The organism is Acinetobacter sp. Ac_3412, from assembly GCF_013072675.1.
GTDB lineage: Bacteria > Pseudomonadota > Gammaproteobacteria > Pseudomonadales > Moraxellaceae > Acinetobacter > Acinetobacter higginsii.
The window spans coordinates 173,986-191,356 of sequence record NZ_LXUJ01000010.1 but is presented as its reverse complement, the minus strand read 5'-3'; the positions used below and the strand labels follow the sequence as shown (position 1 = coordinate 191,356).

16 protein-coding genes and 4 tRNA genes are annotated in these 17,371 nt (G+C 39.2%); 7 read left to right on the top strand and 13 right to left on the bottom strand.

The window, feature by feature from the left end:
• The 4 genes from A7P54_RS12760 to A7P54_RS12745 form a co-directional block, all read right to left on the bottom strand.
• Positions 1-747: phage late control D family protein (locus A7P54_RS12760; RefSeq protein ID WP_216077109.1), on the bottom strand; the 747-nt coding region annotated here is incomplete at its 3' end.
• 243 nt (positions 748-990) lie between these two features.
• Positions 991-2,442: an amino acid permease gene (locus A7P54_RS12755; protein ID WP_171549809.1), complete on the bottom strand. Its 1,452-nt coding sequence runs from the start codon at positions 2,440-2,442 to the stop codon at positions 991-993.
• A 453-nt stretch (positions 2,443-2,895) separates the two neighbouring features.
• Positions 2,896-3,939, bottom strand: a complete 1,044-nt coding sequence (gene astA, locus A7P54_RS12750; protein WP_171549808.1) for an arginine N-succinyltransferase — start codon at positions 3,937-3,939, stop codon at positions 2,896-2,898.
• Between the two features lie 389 nt (positions 3,940-4,328).
• Positions 4,329-5,231, bottom strand: a complete 903-nt coding sequence (locus A7P54_RS12745; RefSeq protein ID WP_171549807.1) for a LysR family transcriptional regulator — start codon at positions 5,229-5,231, stop codon at positions 4,329-4,331.
• 249 nt (positions 5,232-5,480) lie between these two features.
• Here A7P54_RS12745 and A7P54_RS12740 point away from each other — a divergent pair, with 249 nt between their 5' ends.
• Positions 5,481-6,845 (top strand): hypothetical protein, encoded by a 1,365-nt coding sequence (locus tag A7P54_RS12740; RefSeq protein ID WP_171549806.1) that lies wholly within the window; start codon positions 5,481-5,483, stop codon positions 6,843-6,845.
• Between the two features lie 83 nt (positions 6,846-6,928).
• The gene (locus A7P54_RS12735; RefSeq protein WP_171549805.1) at positions 6,929-8,122 is read left to right on the top strand and encodes an outer membrane protein transport protein; all 1,194 of its coding nucleotides are present in this window, start codon (positions 6,929-6,931) and stop codon (positions 8,120-8,122) included.
• Positions 8,123-8,166: 44 nt separating this feature from the next.
• Here A7P54_RS12735 and A7P54_RS12730 read toward each other — a convergent pair.
• The 6 genes from A7P54_RS12730 to A7P54_RS12705 all read right to left on the bottom strand — a co-directional run bounded on the left by A7P54_RS12730 (position 8,167) and on the right by A7P54_RS12705 (position 11,174).
• Positions 8,167-8,240 (bottom strand) — tRNA-Trp (locus A7P54_RS12730).
• A gap of 67 nt (positions 8,241-8,307) precedes the next feature.
• Positions 8,308-8,392: transfer RNA gene (locus A7P54_RS12725), tRNA-Leu, on the bottom strand.
• Between the two features lie 147 nt (positions 8,393-8,539).
• Positions 8,540-8,613 (bottom strand) — tRNA-Trp (locus tag A7P54_RS12720).
• A 68-nt stretch (positions 8,614-8,681) separates the two neighbouring features.
• Positions 8,682-8,766: transfer RNA gene (locus A7P54_RS12715), tRNA-Leu, on the bottom strand.
• A gap of 106 nt (positions 8,767-8,872) precedes the next feature.
• Positions 8,873-9,691 carry a protein kinase gene (locus A7P54_RS12710; RefSeq protein ID WP_171549804.1) on the bottom strand — a complete coding sequence of 273 codons (819 nt, stop codon included), beginning with the start codon at positions 9,689-9,691 and terminating at the stop codon, positions 8,873-8,875.
• Positions 9,666-11,174: a DUF3336 domain-containing protein gene (locus tag A7P54_RS12705; protein ID WP_171549803.1), complete on the bottom strand. Its 1,509-nt coding sequence runs from the start codon at positions 11,172-11,174 to the stop codon at positions 9,666-9,668. Before A7P54_RS12705 ends, A7P54_RS12710 begins: the two co-directional genes overlap by 26 nt.
• A gap of 174 nt (positions 11,175-11,348) precedes the next feature.
• Between A7P54_RS12705 and A7P54_RS12700 the strand changes: the two genes are divergently transcribed.
• Together A7P54_RS12700 and A7P54_RS12695 are read left to right on the top strand one after the other, a co-directional pair.
• Complete coding sequence (locus tag A7P54_RS12700; RefSeq protein ID WP_005183333.1) at positions 11,349-12,239, top strand: ATP-binding protein; 891 nt, start codon at positions 11,349-11,351, stop codon at positions 12,237-12,239.
• 101 nt (positions 12,240-12,340) lie between these two features.
• The gene (locus A7P54_RS12695) at positions 12,341-13,441 is read left to right on the top strand and encodes a DUF6670 family protein (protein ID WP_171549802.1); all 1,101 of its coding nucleotides are present in this window, start codon (positions 12,341-12,343) and stop codon (positions 13,439-13,441) included.
• A gap of 73 nt (positions 13,442-13,514) precedes the next feature.
• Here A7P54_RS12695 and A7P54_RS12690 read toward each other — a convergent pair whose 3' ends face one another.
• Entirely contained in the window at positions 13,515-14,075 is a 561-nt protein-coding gene (locus A7P54_RS12690) for a TetR/AcrR family transcriptional regulator (RefSeq protein ID WP_171549801.1), read from the bottom strand.
• A gap of 91 nt (positions 14,076-14,166) precedes the next feature.
• Between A7P54_RS12690 and A7P54_RS12685 the strand changes: the two genes are divergently transcribed.
• The 3 genes from A7P54_RS12685 (at position 14,167) to A7P54_RS12675 (ending at position 16,361) form a co-directional block, all read left to right on the top strand.
• Positions 14,167-14,709 carry an HPP family protein gene (locus A7P54_RS12685; protein ID WP_171549800.1) on the top strand — a complete coding sequence of 181 codons (543 nt, stop codon included), beginning with the start codon at positions 14,167-14,169 and terminating at the stop codon, positions 14,707-14,709.
• A gap of 150 nt (positions 14,710-14,859) precedes the next feature.
• The gene (locus A7P54_RS12680; protein WP_171549799.1) at positions 14,860-15,438 is read left to right on the top strand and encodes a TetR/AcrR family transcriptional regulator; all 579 of its coding nucleotides are present in this window, start codon (positions 14,860-14,862) and stop codon (positions 15,436-15,438) included.
• Complete coding sequence (locus A7P54_RS12675; protein WP_171549798.1) at positions 15,435-16,361, top strand: EamA family transporter; 927 nt, start codon at positions 15,435-15,437, stop codon at positions 16,359-16,361. Before A7P54_RS12680 ends, A7P54_RS12675 begins: the two co-directional genes overlap by 4 nt.
• Positions 16,362-16,369: 8 nt before the next feature.
• Here the strand turns inward: A7P54_RS12675 and A7P54_RS12670 are convergent, their stop codons facing one another.
• Both A7P54_RS12670 and A7P54_RS12665 read right to left on the bottom strand, forming a co-directional pair.
• Complete coding sequence (locus A7P54_RS12670; protein ID WP_171549797.1) at positions 16,370-16,693, bottom strand: hypothetical protein; 324 nt, start codon at positions 16,691-16,693, stop codon at positions 16,370-16,372.
• Positions 16,694-16,808: 115 nt separating this feature from the next.
• Positions 16,809-17,312 (bottom strand): hypothetical protein, encoded by a 504-nt coding sequence (locus tag A7P54_RS12665; RefSeq protein ID WP_171549796.1) that lies wholly within the window; start codon positions 17,310-17,312, stop codon positions 16,809-16,811.
• Positions 17,313-17,371 lie beyond the last annotated feature (59 nt).

The window sequence follows — 17,371 nt, the reverse complement described above, 5'->3', positions numbered from 1 at the left end:
TTGTCCAACCAGACTGGTCATGCTGTCGTATTGTTCCGTGGCACTACTACGGTGATAACGAATCTGCCGACGCTCTAAGGCTTGGTATTGGCTATTGTCGTCAATCAGACGTAGTTTTTGCGGCTGAATCGCAGCACTGCTTTGCGCGACGGTTCGTTCAGCCTCATCAATGAGCCAGTTAATCGATTCGCTCCGTAGCAAACGCGTCAGGAAGTCGTAATCAACTTCCGAATGTTGCATGATAAAGGGACGAACATCGTAATCTTGGCTGAGTCCGCTTAAATCAAGCGCTAAGCTTGATGCAAATAAGGGGCTTTTTTGTTGCCACTCTTTGAAGATAATTTCCACCACATCACGCACGCTCTTGTTCATAAACACGCGGCTGTTACGGCGTTGTTTCCACAGTGCAGTTGGATCTTCTAAGGTGAGTTTATAGACAGTTAGACTACCGTCTGATTGTCCTTGTAAGGCTTGAGTAATAATCCCTGTGACACGAGTGAGTTGACCTTGATCAGTCACCGTATCAATTGCCGCTTGGCTACCAATAAATTGTTTGAGTGGAATGGTCGCATTGGTCGACAGACAAATCAATTCAGCCTTAAATCCATCATTCAGTTGATGCTGACCATCAATACGCTGTAGGAAGACTTGAGTATTTAAATTTTGATTGGAAAATTGAATATGTACTGCACGTTTTTGCGCAGTAAGGCCAAGACTCTCTAAGGCTTGAAAGATGTTGTTCAACATTTTTATAGATTTTTTTGCTTAAATTTACGGCATTTTACCGATAGCAATACGCCTCTGTCTATACAGTATTGTCTGTTTATGACAATTTATGTCACTTTCATAAATTACTTTTTAAATATTACGTTTTTATTCATCAAGATAATGTACAAGATTTAAAGCATATTTTTTATCATCAATGTAAAAAGCAGAGCTTCAGCCCTGCTTTTAAAAGTGTCTAAACCTATAACCGCTAATTATTCCAACTTAAACATAGTCCACTGTTCTGGTTTTTATCAGATCAAGTTGCAGCATCTTTTTCTTTTTACGACGATATGCAATCAACAAACCAATAAACCAAACTGGTGAAAGCCCCAATGCAATAAGGGTATCGTGGTCTAAAGCAAGGATCACAATTGTAAATACCAAAAATAGCATCGTCAGCCACGCCATGACCAACCCGCCAGGCATTTTAAACTTAGACTGTAAATGTAACTCTGGAAATTTTTTACGATAGTCAATATACGACAGGATAATCAGCATAAAGGTAAATACACATAGAATTGAGGTCAGTGCTGAGATAATCGTAAATGCGGTCATTACATTCGGCACAATAAATAAAATAGAAGTCCCGATGGTGACGCAGGTCATAGAAAAGATAAGACCTCGAATAGGTACCTTTTTCTTCGATAATTTACTAAAGCTCTTTGGTGCATCATTATCCAGCGCCAAACCATAGAGCATACGACTAGTCGCAAATATGCCGCTATTTGCAGAAGATAAGGCAGAAGTTGCAACGACAAAATTAACCAGTCCAGCAGCAATCGGCAAACCAATCAACGTGAACATTTCAACAAATGGACTTTTTTCAGGTGAAATTTTTGCCCACGATGTAACTGCGATAATACAAACCAAGGCACCGACATAGAACAGTAAAATACGTAATGGGATCGAATTGATGGCTTTAGGCAGAGATTTATGCGGATCTTTCGTTTCAGCAGCTGTGGTTCCGACCAATTCAATTCCCACAAAGGCAAAAATCGCAATTTGGAAACCTGCTAAAAAGCCTGTGACGCCATAAGGAAACATCGATTGAGTTTCAAATACATGGCTCATAGATGCTTTAACACCATTGGGTGAAGTAAAGCCGGTACTGATTAAATAGATACCCGCAAGGATAAACAGAATTATCGCGGAGATCTTAATCAACGAAAACCAAAACTCCAGTTCACCAAACATTCGAACAGCAACAAAGTTCAATATGGTCAAAATAGCTAACGAGGTAAATGCTGGGATCCAGACAGGAATATCTGGATACCAAAATTGCATATATCCACCAATCACGATGACATCGGCTATCGCCGTAATAATCCAGTTACACCAATAAGACCAACCGAGGAAAAAACCCGCCCAAGGACCGATATAGGCCGTCGCAAAATCGGCAAAGGTCTTAAAGTTGGTATTTGCCAGCAATAGTTCACCCATTGCCCGCATAACAAAGAAAAAGAAAAAACCAATAATTAAATAAGTTAAAACAATTGAAGTACCTGAAATACTTAAGGTCTTCCCAGAACCCATAAATAAGCCTGTACCAATTGCACCGCCAATTGCAATCATTTGAATATGACGATTGGTCAACGAGCGTTGTAATTTTTCTTCATCTTGCGAACTTTCCTGCAAATCTTCATCCAGAAGTTGCATTTCATTATTCTGAGTCATGTCATCCTTACTCCAATGTATAACAACCGTTATCATTGCCTGATAAAAATAAATTATTTTTAAAATGCTTTAATTTTAAAGTTCCATTTTTCTAAAAATTATCTTGAAATTAATAGTTTAAATAATCCACCTCATCTATAAGTTGTTCTCATTAGATCCCTTTTCTGCGCGCTAAAATCTATTTTTAATGATCAAAAGTATTTTAGCCGCAAGCATCATATCTCATCCCCAAATGAGTTGAAGATAATGCTTTTTCACTTTCGTTTAATTAATATCCAATTAACATGAAATATACCCTATTATTACAATCTCATTCCATCTTGGAAATATATGAATATCGATAATAGTAAAAAATTATGCATCGATATAAATAAAAAATATGGCTAAAAAATACAGTATAAGTGTTGTGAATTAACATCTAAATCTGTGAATTTTCTACTCATACATAGCCCATCAACGCTTGTTCTGATTTGCAATATTGATATTAAGCAAACGCACTGATGTACCCTCTTTCACATGTAACTGATGGGCTTGTTCTACACTCAACGTCACTTGGTTTGAGTCTGGCTGGCTATAGGTCAAAATGGCGCGATAATTTTCATAATCATCATTGGCAACAATATAAGGTTCATCACCGAGCATAATGAGATCAGATTGCTCAAGTTGGACAGTTAACACATGACTGTCTTTGATTGCTCTTAGATTTTCGATATCAGCCTGTAAGGTTGCACCCGCATCAAAGATATCGACATAGCCCTTATAACGCAGCCCTTCTTCAATCAAAAGGTTATACGCTGGTTCGGTATTGGGATGAACTGCTCCAATCACCGCCTTCGCTTCATCAGGTAGCATATCGACATAGAGTGGATGCCGTGGCATGAGTTCCGCTATAAAGGCTTTTTTGCCTGTACCGCTTAGATAATCTGCTTTGGTAAATTCTATATCAAAGAATTTATGACCGACTGCATCCCAAAATGGTGAACGTCCATTTTCATCAGAAAAACCGCGCATTTCAGCCACAATGGTTTCTTCAAAATACTGTCTAAACGCTGATAAGAACAAAAACCGAACCTTAGACAGAAACTTACCATTCTTATTTAAACGATAATCTGGATCTAAAAATAAGGTACATAACTCACTACAGTTAGTGTGGTTATTACTCAGATATAAAGTTGGCAATGATTTATAAACATTCAAAGGTTCGGAAGAATGAACTTGTGTGCCGATATGAAAATTATACCAAGGTTCTTTGAGGCCTAAGGCAACCTCGATTCCACATACACCAACCACTTTATGCAGTGAGGTATCTTCCAGCACAAATAAATAGCCCTGCTCCGACTTATCTAGTTTACCTTCGACCGTTTTAATCGCTCGATCAATCCGTGCAGCCAATATTTCCATATCTGGTTGCAAAGAGGTTAAACCAAAGCCTGCTTTTTGTGCCAAGTGGTAAAGATCATGAATATCTTTTTGTTTGATATAACGAATCATCATCATGTCTATTCCCCCTTATTCTCAATCAAAACAAACGAGACACAGGCTCTGCTGATTGTGCTCTTGAGTAAGACATCCAATTCATTTTTTCTATGCTGAACCATGCACAATACAGACATTTGTTATTCCTTAATTCTTAAATTTTTCCCTAGCATCAGCTCATTGATGATCGAGCTGGCTTTATTTATCTAAGCCTTTTTTGTGACTTATTTCATCAAGCTGAAATCTAACTTGAATAATCTAAATTGATTAAGAGCTCTGCTGATCACTCTATTATTCAAAAACTAATTGGCACAAAAAATTGAAAATTAAGCAAAAAATGAGCTGTTTTTTAGCATTTTATTTATTGACAGTGACAATATGAAAAAATAAGGAATGGGTCTAAAGTAAAATCAAGTATTCTTCAGTTCAAACCATTCTCGAATCATATCTAAAAATAGTTTCATTCCGATCGAGTGAATACTAATCGATTTATAAACAGCACATGCATGCCATGAAAAAGCAGGATTTTGATAATTTAAGACCGTGACATCCCGCTCCCTTTGTAATGATTGGAATAAATGGCTTGGTCCAGCCGTAATTGCATCACTATGCATGACATGATGAATCAATAAATCGTAGTCATTCACAGTTAAGCAAACTCGTGGTGAATGCCCTGTATGCGTTTGAGCCCTTAACCATTGCATTTTTTGTTTTGAAATTCGCGGTAACGCAAATGGATAATCCAGAAGATGATCAAATGCCAAATGTTGAATTTCAAGTAAGGGATGTCCAGAACGAACGATAAAGTTAATCGGGTCTTGAAACAGCGAAACTGAAATCAAATCATCAGCAAGATCAACATACTCTGTACTTACAATCCCTAAATCTAGAATGCCATTTTCTATTTTTTCAATAATATTCTTGGGGTTATCAACATATAAATGCACTTCAATATCAGGATATTGCTTTGAAAATAAAGGAATCACATCTTTCATCAATGCATGAATAATGACAGGCCCTGTCCCGATATGTATTTCTCCAACTTGACCACTCGAAAGGAGTTTAATCTCCTTATGCAAGGTATCTAACTGCTGCAAAATTTGTGGGGCTTGTTTTAGAATATGCTCGGTATATAAAGTCGGTTTAACGCCTTTACTGGTTCGCTCAAACAAGACCACGCCCAAGTCATGCTCTAATTTTTTAATACTATTGGTTAACGATGGCTGGGTCATACAAAGTGCTTCAGCCGCTTGATTGATCGTTCCAATTTCAGTTAACACCATGATTTGCTGTAGATGTCTTGGCTTAATCATTTCTCATCCCTGAATATTTTATTGTGATTCATAAACATACTAAAAAAGCATTTCCATTCGTCTTTGCCTAAAAATATATCTTAATTTTATTATTTTAGATGCTATTAGGTATATCTAAAAGCTATAACTTCCATACAAAAAATCCATTACACAATATAAATCAAACTTCCTATGCTGCTTCTAGATTAAGCACCTTTAATCCGTTCTGTTTCGATTCAGAAATTAAAGTCATACAAGCAAGGATGTAAAATGAAACACACTTTAATTCCGCTACTGATCAGTAGCATCGTGATTTCCACCTCGTTTGCAACACAGGCACAAGAAACCACAGCTCAAGCGACTCCTCAAACACTCGAGGCTATTCCGGGTCCACGCTCTTGTTTTTGGGCTCGTGGTCCTGTTAGCGCTGACCCATATATCAATATCGCCTACCCAGATGCCAATGTTTATTATTGGGCAGGTACTTTCACCATTCCTCAAGGAGCAAGTCTTAAACTCAAAGGAGAATTTCCACGTTCACGATATATGTCTTTTATTAGTTATGACGAAGCTGGAAAACCTGTTGAATCGGTTGCAGACTATTTAATCAAGCCAAATAATAACTCTGGTAATCCCTTCGTTTATGGGCAACAACGTAGTCCATCACAACGTGAGTACAGCTTAAACGTATCTGCTACCCCTGTGACAGCACAGCGCAAAGTTGGCCAATTGAGTCAGCCACAAAGTGTTAATCAACTCTATGCGCCTGCTTACGGCAAAAATCAGCAAATGATTTTATATCGAATCTACTTACCTGATAACGGACAAAGCGTCACAGGAGGTGTAAGTTTACCAACACCTCAATTAACGCTTGCAGATGGTCGTGTATTAGAGGGTGATCAAGCCTGCGCACAACTCAAAGCCAATCAGCCATTACAACTTACTTCTGCTGCAGTCAGTATTCCTTCCAATGAATATCGCCAGTTGATCCATCAGGCAGGAAAGCCAGATACATGGCCAGCACAGAATCCAGCACAATGGTTTATTCAACTTGATCGAGAAAGCCTGTTAGGGATCTTTACTGGCAAGATCAATGAACAAGCAAGACGCTCTGAAGGTGGCTTTTATCCAAACTTAGATAATCAATACATTAGAACAGTTGTGAATAGAAAATATGGCAAGGTCTTTGTCCTGCGTGGAAAAGCACCTACTGTTTCTAAGACCTTCAACAATAAAGGGCTTTTGACGCAGGGCGATTTGCGTTATTGGTCAATCTGTTCAAATCAAGGTTTTGCCAATACACGCGTCAATGATTGCTTATTTGATGAAGAAATTCCAGTTGATCAAAATGGTTATTACACTGTTGTCGTAAGTCGAGTCGCTGACCGTCCGCGTAATGCCAAACCAGAATGTGGTATCGGTTGGTTACCTATGGCAGAAGATGGAGACGGTGCTGTTGACCCAGATATGACTATTGTCCAGATCAGACACATGCTTGCATCAAGCAGTTTTAAACACACCATTGCTAATGTCGAACAGCAAAAAGATTTAGCTTCGGTGATGGGAGAATACCTGCCAAAAACCAACTATCTGATGCCAAATCAAGTCGAAATTTTTAACCCCTGCTTTAAATAATCAATAAAACCAATCCATACAACACCCAAGAACATAATAAAAACTTGAGTGTTGTATGCCCCAAAAGGAATTTGGAGGCTCCAATGTATTCACGTATTAGACATCACACCTTATCAGCTTTAGTCACAACACCATTTATCATCAATACTGGGTACAGCGCAGGCCTTGATCGCTCTGGACAATCCATTACTGATTTTTTTCAAAATGGAACCTATGCATCCCTCTCTTATAATTATTCTATGCCAGATGTGAGTGGGCAGGATAAAGGATTGAGTAGCCAAGGCAATCCCAATGAAATTCCTAATATTAGTGCCAATAATAGTGCTTTACGTGGCAGCATAAAAACAGATTTAAATGAAAAAATAAGCCTAGGACTTATTTATGATCAACCTTTCAATATTAACCTTCAACATCGTGGGCACAGCGACTTTGTTTCTCAATTTGAAAATAAACCCGCTGAAGGTACTCAAGCCAAACTAGACAGCCATAATTTGACAGGGCTTATCGGTTTGAATATCAATAGAAATTTAAGTGTATACGCAGGCTCTGCCTTAGAAGAAATTGAAGGTAACATTAAACTTCGTGGACAAATTTATAAAGGTAGCGCCAATTACAATGCCGAACTGCACTCTGATTATGCAATGGGTTGGATAACAGGATTCAGCCTGAAAAAACCCGAGATTGGGCTAAAAGCAGCACTGACTTATCGCTCCGAAATAAAACATAAAACACGTACCACAGAGCAGTTTTCAGCATTAAGTAATGATCTTTACACGCTGCCTGTTACATTTACTTCGCCAGAATCAGTAAATTTTGATTTTCAAACAGGCTTAAGTAAACAAACCTTACTCAGTGCCAATATTCGTTGGGTGCCATGGAAAGACTTTGAGTTTAAACCCGCTAAATTAGCAGAGCGAACTGCTCCAGCCAGTCCAGATAAAACAGGACTTCCTTTACTCAGTTATGAAGAAGATCAATGGTCAGCACAAATTGGAATCGCACAGAAACTTACTGATAAATTTTCAGTCTCAACATCTGTCAGTTGGGATTCAGGTCTTGGTGATCCAGCTAATGCACTTGGCCCAGTCAATAGTTACTGGGGGTTCGGGCTCGGATTCCAATATAATTTTCTACCCGACTGGGCAGTTTCACTTGGCGGAAGATATTTATGGCTTGGAGATGCTCAAGCACAACGTCAGAATGGTGATTTAGTTGGAAGCTTTAGCGATAATCACAGTACGCTTCTAAGTTTAAAATTGGCATACCAAAAGAAATAGACCATAAAAAAGCCCTTGTTTTCACAAGGGCTTTTTTATTTATTTGGCAGAGGATCAAGGACTCGAACCTTGACGAACGGTTTTGGAGACCGTCATGCTACCATTACACCAATCCTCTAAACTGCATGATTAAATCATATTTGACTCAATCATAAGAAAGTAAGAAATGCTTACCTTCTTAAATATGGTGGGGGCGAAGAGACTCGAACTCTTACACCTTGCGGCGCTGGAACCTAAATCCAGTGCGTCTACCAATTTCGCCACGCCCCCGATGGGTGTGTATATTAGAGATAAACCTTTCTACTGACAAGCCCTTTTTATAAAAAAACTATGTTTATGAAAGCTAATGCTTTTTTAATATACAGATAGAAACAGCAGACACAAAAAAAGGAACTTTATATAAAGTTCCTTTGAATTTGGCAGAGGATCAAGGACTCGAACCTTGACGAACGGTTTTGGAGACCGTCATGCTACCATTACACCAATCCTCTATAACCACATGATTAAACCCTATTTCGTTTAATCATAAAAAAAGCAAGATACTCTTGCTTTTTAAATATGGTGGGGGCGAAGAGACTCGAACTCTTACACCTTGCGGCGCTGGAACCTAAATCCAGTGCGTCTACCAATTTCGCCACGCCCCCGATGGGTATGCATATTAGTGAGAAACATACTCTCTGACAAGTCTTTCTATTAAAAAAACCATTCAAATGAACAGATAATATTCAAATCACGCATTTATGTTTACTTTTACAACATATCAAGTTGTTTTAGGCAATCTTTCGCCTCTAAAACTGAATTAAAGCGTTGTTTAATATGCTTTTGCGTAAGGCCATTAAGTAAAGGATAAAAACCTTCACAGCCCTTTGGAAGCTGAATGTGTAGTTGCTGGCAATGTAATACTGCCCAATCATGATAAGTACTCGCCTTTAATCGAGATTGAGTGAGCCATTCATACACAATAATCCCCAAGGCATATAAATCACTTTGAATGCTTTTCCCTGCACCCTGAAAAAGCTCTGGTGCCATATAATGTGGTGTTGCATCTAAAGTATGAATCGGATGCCCGATCCGAAAAGATTGCTCAAAATCAATCAGCCGACATGAGTTTTCATAGAAACGAAAATGTTCTGCTTTCAAATCACCATGTACCCACCCGAATTGGTGCAATGTATCAAGCGTTTCTAAGGCCAAAAGTATCTTTTGTTTGATCTGTTCAATATTCTCAGAAATAGGAGCTTCAGCAAAAAAATCATGCGAATCAACCGTGATTACCCCTATTCCACCCTGATCTAATTCATTTATAAGATGACGCAATGGAATCATTTGGAATGGTAATAAAAACGCTTGTTCTTGCTGCTGACAGTGCTGATAAAAAACTAACTCTCGTTGGAAAGCCTGTGCCAAAACAGGCTGATCATTGGTTTTATGGAATTTCAGCCAGTAACGTTGCTGATCAACTTGAAAGGTGTATACACGCCGCCCAAAGTCATAACTTTGCGCTTTGGTCACTAAGTTTAGATCGTTAAGTTGAATCTTTGGATTAGAGATCCACGTAGTAAAACTCATTCTGCTGCTTTTCTTCCTGCTTCCGCAACGATATTAGACAATGCTCAATGGTTTTTCCAATTCGTGCATGTATTTCAATAGAAGCAATCTTCGGCCATGTGGCACGCTCACCTTCTTGCTGCAAGATTTTAAACAGTTTTGGCCGTGGGTTTTTCAGCATATAGCTATAATGCCTGAGTCCATATTTGGCAATAATATTGACGTCACCATAATAACGTTGCCCCAAAATGCCATAGCCATGATCCAATACACGACGAATCGGGAAGAAACTGCCCATATGACTGCGTGTTAAATCCATGACTTCCATTGCAATAGCTTTGCCTTGACGGCGCACAATCCGTTCAGGCCAACTGAGTACATCTCTACGAAAACGTTCGGTGTCACTTTGCATAAACGGCACAATATGCGGATTGACCTGACTGGCAATGGTGTAATTAATATTATATAAACGAGCCATCTTTTCCTGCGGAAAATCACTGCGCATACTGCCATCCACCCACTTGGTATTGGCGAGATATGGCGTATGTTGCCCATCATAACGCTTACTGGTCAGATGCACAGGTGGAAATAACACAGGCACCGCACAAGAAGCCAATACTGCACTCCACACCAATACATTCGGTGCGGTCAGTGCATTCATAATACGTGGATTTTGGGCTGTGTTATAGGGTGCAATCACGATATTAATATGACGTTTAGATTGTTTATAGGCCTCGGCAAACGTGACATCGCCCAAGTTTTGCATCAGAAATTTTTTCAAATACATCACATCGGCAATACCACCCTTCGCCCGCAATAATTCCGTTACTTTCCTAAATTTAAAGGCATCACTAAAAAAATGTTCCCCTTGCAGTAATTCAGGAACTTGATCTGGCGTAGAAACCCCCAACATTCCTGTCATGATTGCCCCTGCACTTGAACCCGATAGCACTTGAGGCATCAGATCTTGTTCAATTAATGCTTTACACACCCCAGTATGAAATAAACCTAGCGTTGCGCCTCCAGAAAACATCACAGCAGGTTGACCATAGGCCTTTTGACATTCTTCAAAAAACTGAATTTTTTCTTTTAATTGAAAGGTAATACATTCACTCGAAGCCAAGTAACGTAGGCAGTCACTCATTTCCTCAACATAGTTTTCGATGATTTTTTTAGTACCAATATAGGTCTGTGCAAACAACATCGGATGCCCAATATTGGCAAAGTCATAAGACAGGCCTTCTCTTAACACATAGATCAGATCTAAAGTCCGATGCTGCATACGATATTTTTTTAATAAGTTATAGCGTTTAGATAAAATTTCCGCATCATAATAAGGCGATTCATTGTCATATTTCCATGCTTCATGACCTGATTCTTCATCTAGTTTAAGTGCAATTTCTTTCCATTCGGTATAAGAACTGGCATGTCTTAAGCGTTCTTGCAACACATCAACTCTATGTGTCTGATATGTATTCTTTTTCTCTTGAACTCTATTGAACATTCGCGATCCTGATTTTCAGCTTATTTTTTATATTCTTGCACCTATACAATGCAAAAAGCAGCCACAACAATCAAGGGTAAAATCGATTTATTTCGATATTTCTGATGATATTTTCTTTATTTCGGTAATAGCAGTGATAGTATCCCTATTCATCATTGAGTTTGGTTTATATGTATGGCTATCCTTGATTTACCCGAATCTATTCTTCAATCGCTATCAAGTGTTTTAACACAGCTTCAGCAAGTTCTCCCTGCACCAAAGCAACCCACTGACTTTTCAGCAATCGCATTCCGTTGGGAAAATCAGCAGCTGGTCGCCATACAACAACCTAAGAAAATGCATTTGGAAGACTTAAAAGGCATTGAGCGCCAAAAAGACAAGATCATTCAAAATACCCTACAGTTCCTGAATGGCCTACCTGCCAATGATGTCTTACTGACAGGTTCTCGTGGTACTGGAAAATCATCGATTGTACGTGCGCTTCTCACCGAGTATTCAACTCAGGGTTTACGCTTGATTGAAATTGAGCGTGATGATTTATCTGATTTACCCAAAATTCAAAAGCTGATTGAACATCGTCCTGAAAAATTTATCGTTTATTGCGATGATCTGGCTTTCAATGCCGAAGATGAAAATTATCGTAGTTTAAAAAGCGTCTTAGATGGTTCACTGCAATCAGGCTCAAGCAATTTTATTATCTATGCAACCAGTAACCGTCGTCATTTACTGCCTGAGTTTATGCACGAAAATACACCTGTACGTAAAGTGGATGTCCCGCAATACACTGAGTTGCATCCGCAAGAAGCAATTGAAGAAAAAATTTCGCTCTCGGATCGTTTTGGCATGTGGCTCTCCTTCTATCCAATGGATCAACAGTTGTATTTACAAATTGTAGAGCACTACATTGTGAAAGCAGGCTTGGAATATAACGATCTGGTTCGTGGTGAAAGTCTGAAGTGGTGCCAAGCTCGTGGTCAGCGTTCTGGACGTGCAGCCTATCAGTTCTCAAAGCACTGGATTGGCTCGCAAAATCTAGAAAAATTGTCGAACAAAGCCTCTGCATAAATGTCCTGAAAAGCCGTAGCTTTGTCCTTATTTCCGCTTAGCATCGGCAATTGTTTCTCATACTCTAGCTGTCACAGCATGGATTGAGTTTAGGAAACAAGATGAAGAAACAATTGCCACCAACATCCCTGACCAGCAAAATTTTGGGTAAAAGCTTATTGCTTGCGCAAGGGACGCTTGATAAAGCCGTAAAATATTCTACCCTGCCGTTTTCAGAACCTGAAATTATTCGCCCACGCACAGAAGAAAAATTTTATACGTGGACGCATTATGGAATTTTCTTCCCACTCCTACCTGAGCCTCATCGTTATTTAAATATTATGATTTTATTGGGTACACCAGGAGCACTTGCGTTTGACCATGATGATATTACCCTAGGTGACCCGAGACAAAGTGCAACCTTCTTTTCCAGTACTGCGGCTGTAGAGGAACACCTGTTAAAAGCCTATATCATGCCCGAAACTGCTAATATTCAAGAAGATGGCACGCTGATCGAACTGGGTGAGGAAGTTTCAATTCAAGGTACATTACCAAATATTCATGTGAAAGGTGCCTATCATGGGCTTAGCTTTGAGTTTGAGTTAGATGTCAGCGATCAAATTTCATGGTTTATCAAAACTCCGATTTACGATCATTTTAGTTTATTGGCAAGCTTTAAAGGTCAACTTGAATATCAAGGGAAAATCACGCCTGCCGAAGGCTTATGTACCTATGAATATGCCCGTGCAACAGGCGCACATGGCGTGGTGAAAAAACTTCTGCCTGAACCCTATAAATTACCACTCGATTTCTTTACCTATCAAATTATTAACTTAACTGAGACCACCCAATTACTGCTCACCAAAGCCGATATACTGGGACAACCTGCCGCCTATAGTCTGCATGTTCGCCATACTGACCAGCCAGCCGAAATCTATACCAATGTAGAGTTCAAAGTGATTGCTCATCAAGTTGATGATTATGTTTCACCAAGCGGCAAGAAAATGCGTTTACCGCAATTGTTCTCTTGGTCAGTCAAAGATAATGCAAATCAAAAGGTACTCGAGATCACTGCAGAAATTGATAGCCCATTCCGTTATGGCCATGGTGTTGGTTATGCCAGTGCCTACACGTTTACAGGTGAATATTTAAATAACCCTGTTCAAGGTCGTGGTTATATCGAATATGTGGATGTAGAAGATCAAAGCACATTTAAACAATAAATAACAACAGTAAGCCTTTGCACTTGATCAAAGGCTTACTCACATACCATAACAATGATTTTACGGCCAATCTTTACAGTGCCGCAGGATGAAATGCATCGATCATTTGATTAATTGAATCCTTAATCTCGGCTGCCACCTTTGCATCATAGCCTTCCACCAAAAAGCGGCTAATGAGCCCTTCAATCAAGGTATAACTCACCTCAATCAACATCTCAGCCTTTGGATCAGTGTGCAGATATGCTGTGATTAAGTTTCTAATCCAAACTTTGTGTTCTTTTGACACTGAGATAATGTCTTGATCGCCCAAATGCGACTCCGCTACCGCTCTGACGAATAAGCAGCCTTTAAAATTATCTTCTTGAAACCATAATAAATGCCAATCGATCAGCCTATTCAATGCCTCTCGCCCTGTTGCATCTGCAACATAATCCAACAGACGCTGTCTGAACTTTTCATCCCGTGCTTCTAAGACCGATTTCACCAATTGATTTTTGTTTTTGAAATAGGTGTACATGGTAGTTTTTGAACAGCCTGACTCATCCCGAATCAGGTCAACCCCCACCCCAACAAAACTATTTTCATAAAATAATTTTTCTGCAGTATGCAAAATTTTATTGGCTGACTTTGACATAAAAATTTACTCAATCAAAATAGTACAGATCTGTACTATTTGTAATTTTAGTTCTATTATCGACGTAAAGCAACCTCGCAGAGAGATCACCATGTTATCTTTATTCAACGGTAGAGAGCATCTTGCCCCCATACCCCAATCCATTGATATTATAAGAAGTTTAATGGGTGGTACATTAAGCATCTTGATCTTAATCCTGCTCAGTAAATTCACCCACAATTTATTCATCATGGCACCATTCGGTGCAAGCTGCGTCATTCTATATGCGGTATCTCAATCTCCCTTGGCGCAACCTCGCAATGTGATTTTAGGGCATTTTGTTTCGGCTTTTATTGGTTTACTGTTTCTTAAAGTTTTTGGTGTCACAACGCTGAGCATTGCTCTATCAGTTGGCTGTGCCATTGCTGCCATGCAACTTCTACGTTGCGTTCATCCACCTGCTGGCGCAAATCCATTGGTGATTTTGCTAACAGCCAATACCATTGAATACCACTGGAGTTTCTTATTCTTCCCAGTGCTGCTCGGTTCAATTGCATTGGTGCTGGTCGCATGGCTGGTCAACAATCTAAAATCCGAGAAGAAATGGCCTGTGTATGGATTGGCTTTTATCCACAGTAAAAAGAATCTTCAATAAATTCTGATCGATTAAGGTCTGATCCATACGCTTTAATCGATTGCCTTTTATCAATCCAACTTAAATAAATAGAACACATCAACTTTTGCTTGCAAATAATTTACTTTTCCATAAAATTAGGTAGGTCGGTATACATAAATATATGTTCTTATGAGCTCGAAATCAGCAAAACAAAAAATCTTGGATGCAGCATCTACTCTGTTTTATAACGATGGCATCAGTAGTACAGGTATCAACAGCATCACAGAGAAAGCTAACGTCGCCAAAATGTCGTTGTACAATAACTTTGCCACTAAATCAGATCTGATCACCTGCTATATCGAAGCCCGCCATCAAGAATGGTTGGATTTATACGAAAAGAGAAAAGCTCAAATCCAAACCCCGATTGACGGTATTTTGGCAGTTTTTGATGCCTATCAAGATCATGCCGAATTCGCTTATGAAAAGGGTTTCCGTGGTTGTGGGCTACTTAATGCAGCCGCAGAATTCCCCGCACATAGCCCTGAACGTTTGGCGGTTAAACAGCATAAAGATGAAATCGAAACGATTTTAGCGGGTCATTTGCAGCAACTCAGCATCAAGCCACAACGAGTCAGAGAACTGGCATTACTGCTTTCATTTATCTTGGAAGGTTCCATTGCCCGTGCCGGTTTGGAAAGTTCCAGCGACAAAGTATTTGCCGCAAAAAAAATGGTTCAAAACCTATTAGAACAAGAGGTTTCAAATTGAGTACCACTTCTTCTAACCTGAGTACACATTCTGGCTTTATCGCTGTCCTCATTGCCTCTATTTTATGGGGAACGACTGGTACCGCCGCCTCTTATGCACCGAATTTAAGCCCTTTAGCGATTGGCGCAATCGCAATGGGCGGCGGTGGATTGTTACAAGCTCTATTGGCCCATAAAAATATCCGCAGTCATTTACCACAAATTCGTGCTTACTATCCATTACTATTGATGGGCATGGTCTCGGTTGCGATTTATCCATTGGCATTCTATTCGTCAATGCGTATGGCAGGAATTACCATTGGTACAGTAGTTTCAATCGGTTCAGCCCCGTTATTTACCGCATTACTGGAAATGTTCTTTGATAAAAAAGCACTGTCAGGCAAGTGGTTTATTAGCTTTATTTTTGGTGTCGCTGGTGTCTTGCTGCTCTCTCTAGGAGAGTCACACTCCCAAGTATCTGCACAAACGATTGCAACAGACCAAAAAAGCATTGGCATTATTCTTGGACTGATCGCTGCCCTAACCTATTCGTTATATTCTTGGGCTGCAAAAAAGATGATTGACCGTGGAGTCGACTCAAAGGCTTCGATGGGATTAATTTTTGGCTTCGGCGCTTTAATCTTATTACCTACCTTATTTTTTACGGGTTCGAATCTTTTTGATGAGCCTGTGAATTTATATGTAGTGGGCTATATGATGCTGATTCCAATGTTTCTCGGTTATTTATTATTTGGATATGCCTTAAAGACCATTTCAGCCAGTACCGCCACCACACTGACCCTGTTTGAACCACTGGTTGCCGCACTATTTGCAGTATTATTAGTCGGTGAACAACTCGCCCCGATTGGTTGGGTTGGCATGGCTTTGATTTTTGTGTGTTTGGCCGTGTTGTCTAAAGCAGATCGTTCAAAACAAATCAGCTAAAAGATGTTCTAGACCATTAAAATAAAAAGCAGGAATAGCGTACATACCAAGTTAAATGCAATCACTTTCCCGTTAAAGAACAATGCTGCTTTTGCTGATTCTTTAATGGGTTGCTCATCCTCCTTTGCTATCGCCGACAGTACCATGCCGATAAGATTACAAACAGTCGAGACCAGCAGTATCAAAAAAAAGAATAAATGAATTGGGGGCATTTCACAGATTCGATCCGTTGTACATGGAATACTGAGAACATAAATTGAAAAGCCTGTAGCCGCAACTATAAGCAGAATACTTAACCATGCACAGCCATTGGCTGCTTTAACCCCCCACATGATTCACTCCTTTTTATTTATATATTATAAAAAAATACACTATAATTATTTGATAATTAAAATATTAATGAGTACAGATGCAGAGCAATAGATTTCCTCTGCATCCATTTCAAGATCAATACTCTCTAGCTAATTTTTCCAATGTCGTGAGCATTTTTTTCACCACACTTCTTTTATGATGCAACATATTCTTAATGTTGCTTGGATTGAAACCTGTCAATTTTGCGATACCACGACTGGTCATGTATTCACCTGTTTTCGCAAAGTGCTTTTCACTTAACTCAGTTTTCGCATTAGAGAATCGAACTGCCAGCTTATAATCACTAAACTCAGACCATGCACCTGTCTTATATTCATCTGCATCAAAGCTACCCTTCTGCTGAGTAGGTTTTTCTCGAAGAATATTACTTAGGCGGTTAATGACAATTTTTTCTTCACTTTGCTCAATTATTTGATAAAGTTCAGTTTCTTCAAAAGGACGCCCTAAAGCGATATCTTTTCTATATTGTTCAACGACTTTTTCTTTTGACTCGACCTTTTTCTCACCTTGTTGAGTGAGGCAGAGAATCTTAAATAAAGACTCTAATCGGCCACATGTAAAAATATAAGAAATTTTCAACTTTTGTACTCCACAATGAGTTTTAGCTCATCAAAAATAAATAATTTATCCAATACTCT

Excerpts from the sequence above, each read along its gene's own strand:
- A7P54_RS12755 (WP_171549809.1), bottom strand. The coding sequence starts at position 2,442 with ATGACTCAGAATAATGAAATGCAACTTCTGGATGAAGATTTGCAGGAA.
- astA (WP_171549808.1), bottom strand. The coding sequence starts at position 3,939 with ATGATGATGATTCGTTATATCAAACAAAAAGATATTCATGATCTTTAC.
- A7P54_RS12745 (WP_171549807.1), bottom strand. The coding sequence starts at position 5,231 with ATGATTAAGCCAAGACATCTACAGCAAATCATGGTGTTAACTGAAATT.
- A7P54_RS12740 (WP_171549806.1), top strand. The coding sequence starts at position 5,481 with ATGAAACACACTTTAATTCCGCTACTGATCAGTAGCATCGTGATTTCC.
- A7P54_RS12735 (WP_171549805.1), top strand. The coding sequence starts at position 6,929 with ATGTATTCACGTATTAGACATCACACCTTATCAGCTTTAGTCACAACA.
- A7P54_RS12710 (WP_171549804.1), bottom strand. The coding sequence starts at position 9,691 with ATGAGTTTTACTACGTGGATCTCTAATCCAAAGATTCAACTTAACGAT.
- A7P54_RS12705 (WP_171549803.1), bottom strand. The coding sequence starts at position 11,174 with ATGTTCAATAGAGTTCAAGAGAAAAAGAATACATATCAGACACATAGA.
- A7P54_RS12700 (WP_005183333.1), top strand. The coding sequence starts at position 11,349 with ATGGCTATCCTTGATTTACCCGAATCTATTCTTCAATCGCTATCAAGT.
- A7P54_RS12695 (WP_171549802.1), top strand. The coding sequence starts at position 12,341 with ATGAAGAAACAATTGCCACCAACATCCCTGACCAGCAAAATTTTGGGT.
- A7P54_RS12690 (WP_171549801.1), bottom strand. The coding sequence starts at position 14,075 with ATGTCAAAGTCAGCCAATAAAATTTTGCATACTGCAGAAAAATTATTT.
- A7P54_RS12685 (WP_171549800.1), top strand. The coding sequence starts at position 14,167 with ATGTTATCTTTATTCAACGGTAGAGAGCATCTTGCCCCCATACCCCAA.
- A7P54_RS12680 (WP_171549799.1), top strand. The coding sequence starts at position 14,860 with ATGAGCTCGAAATCAGCAAAACAAAAAATCTTGGATGCAGCATCTACT.
- A7P54_RS12670 (WP_171549797.1), bottom strand. The coding sequence starts at position 16,693 with ATGTGGGGGGTTAAAGCAGCCAATGGCTGTGCATGGTTAAGTATTCTG.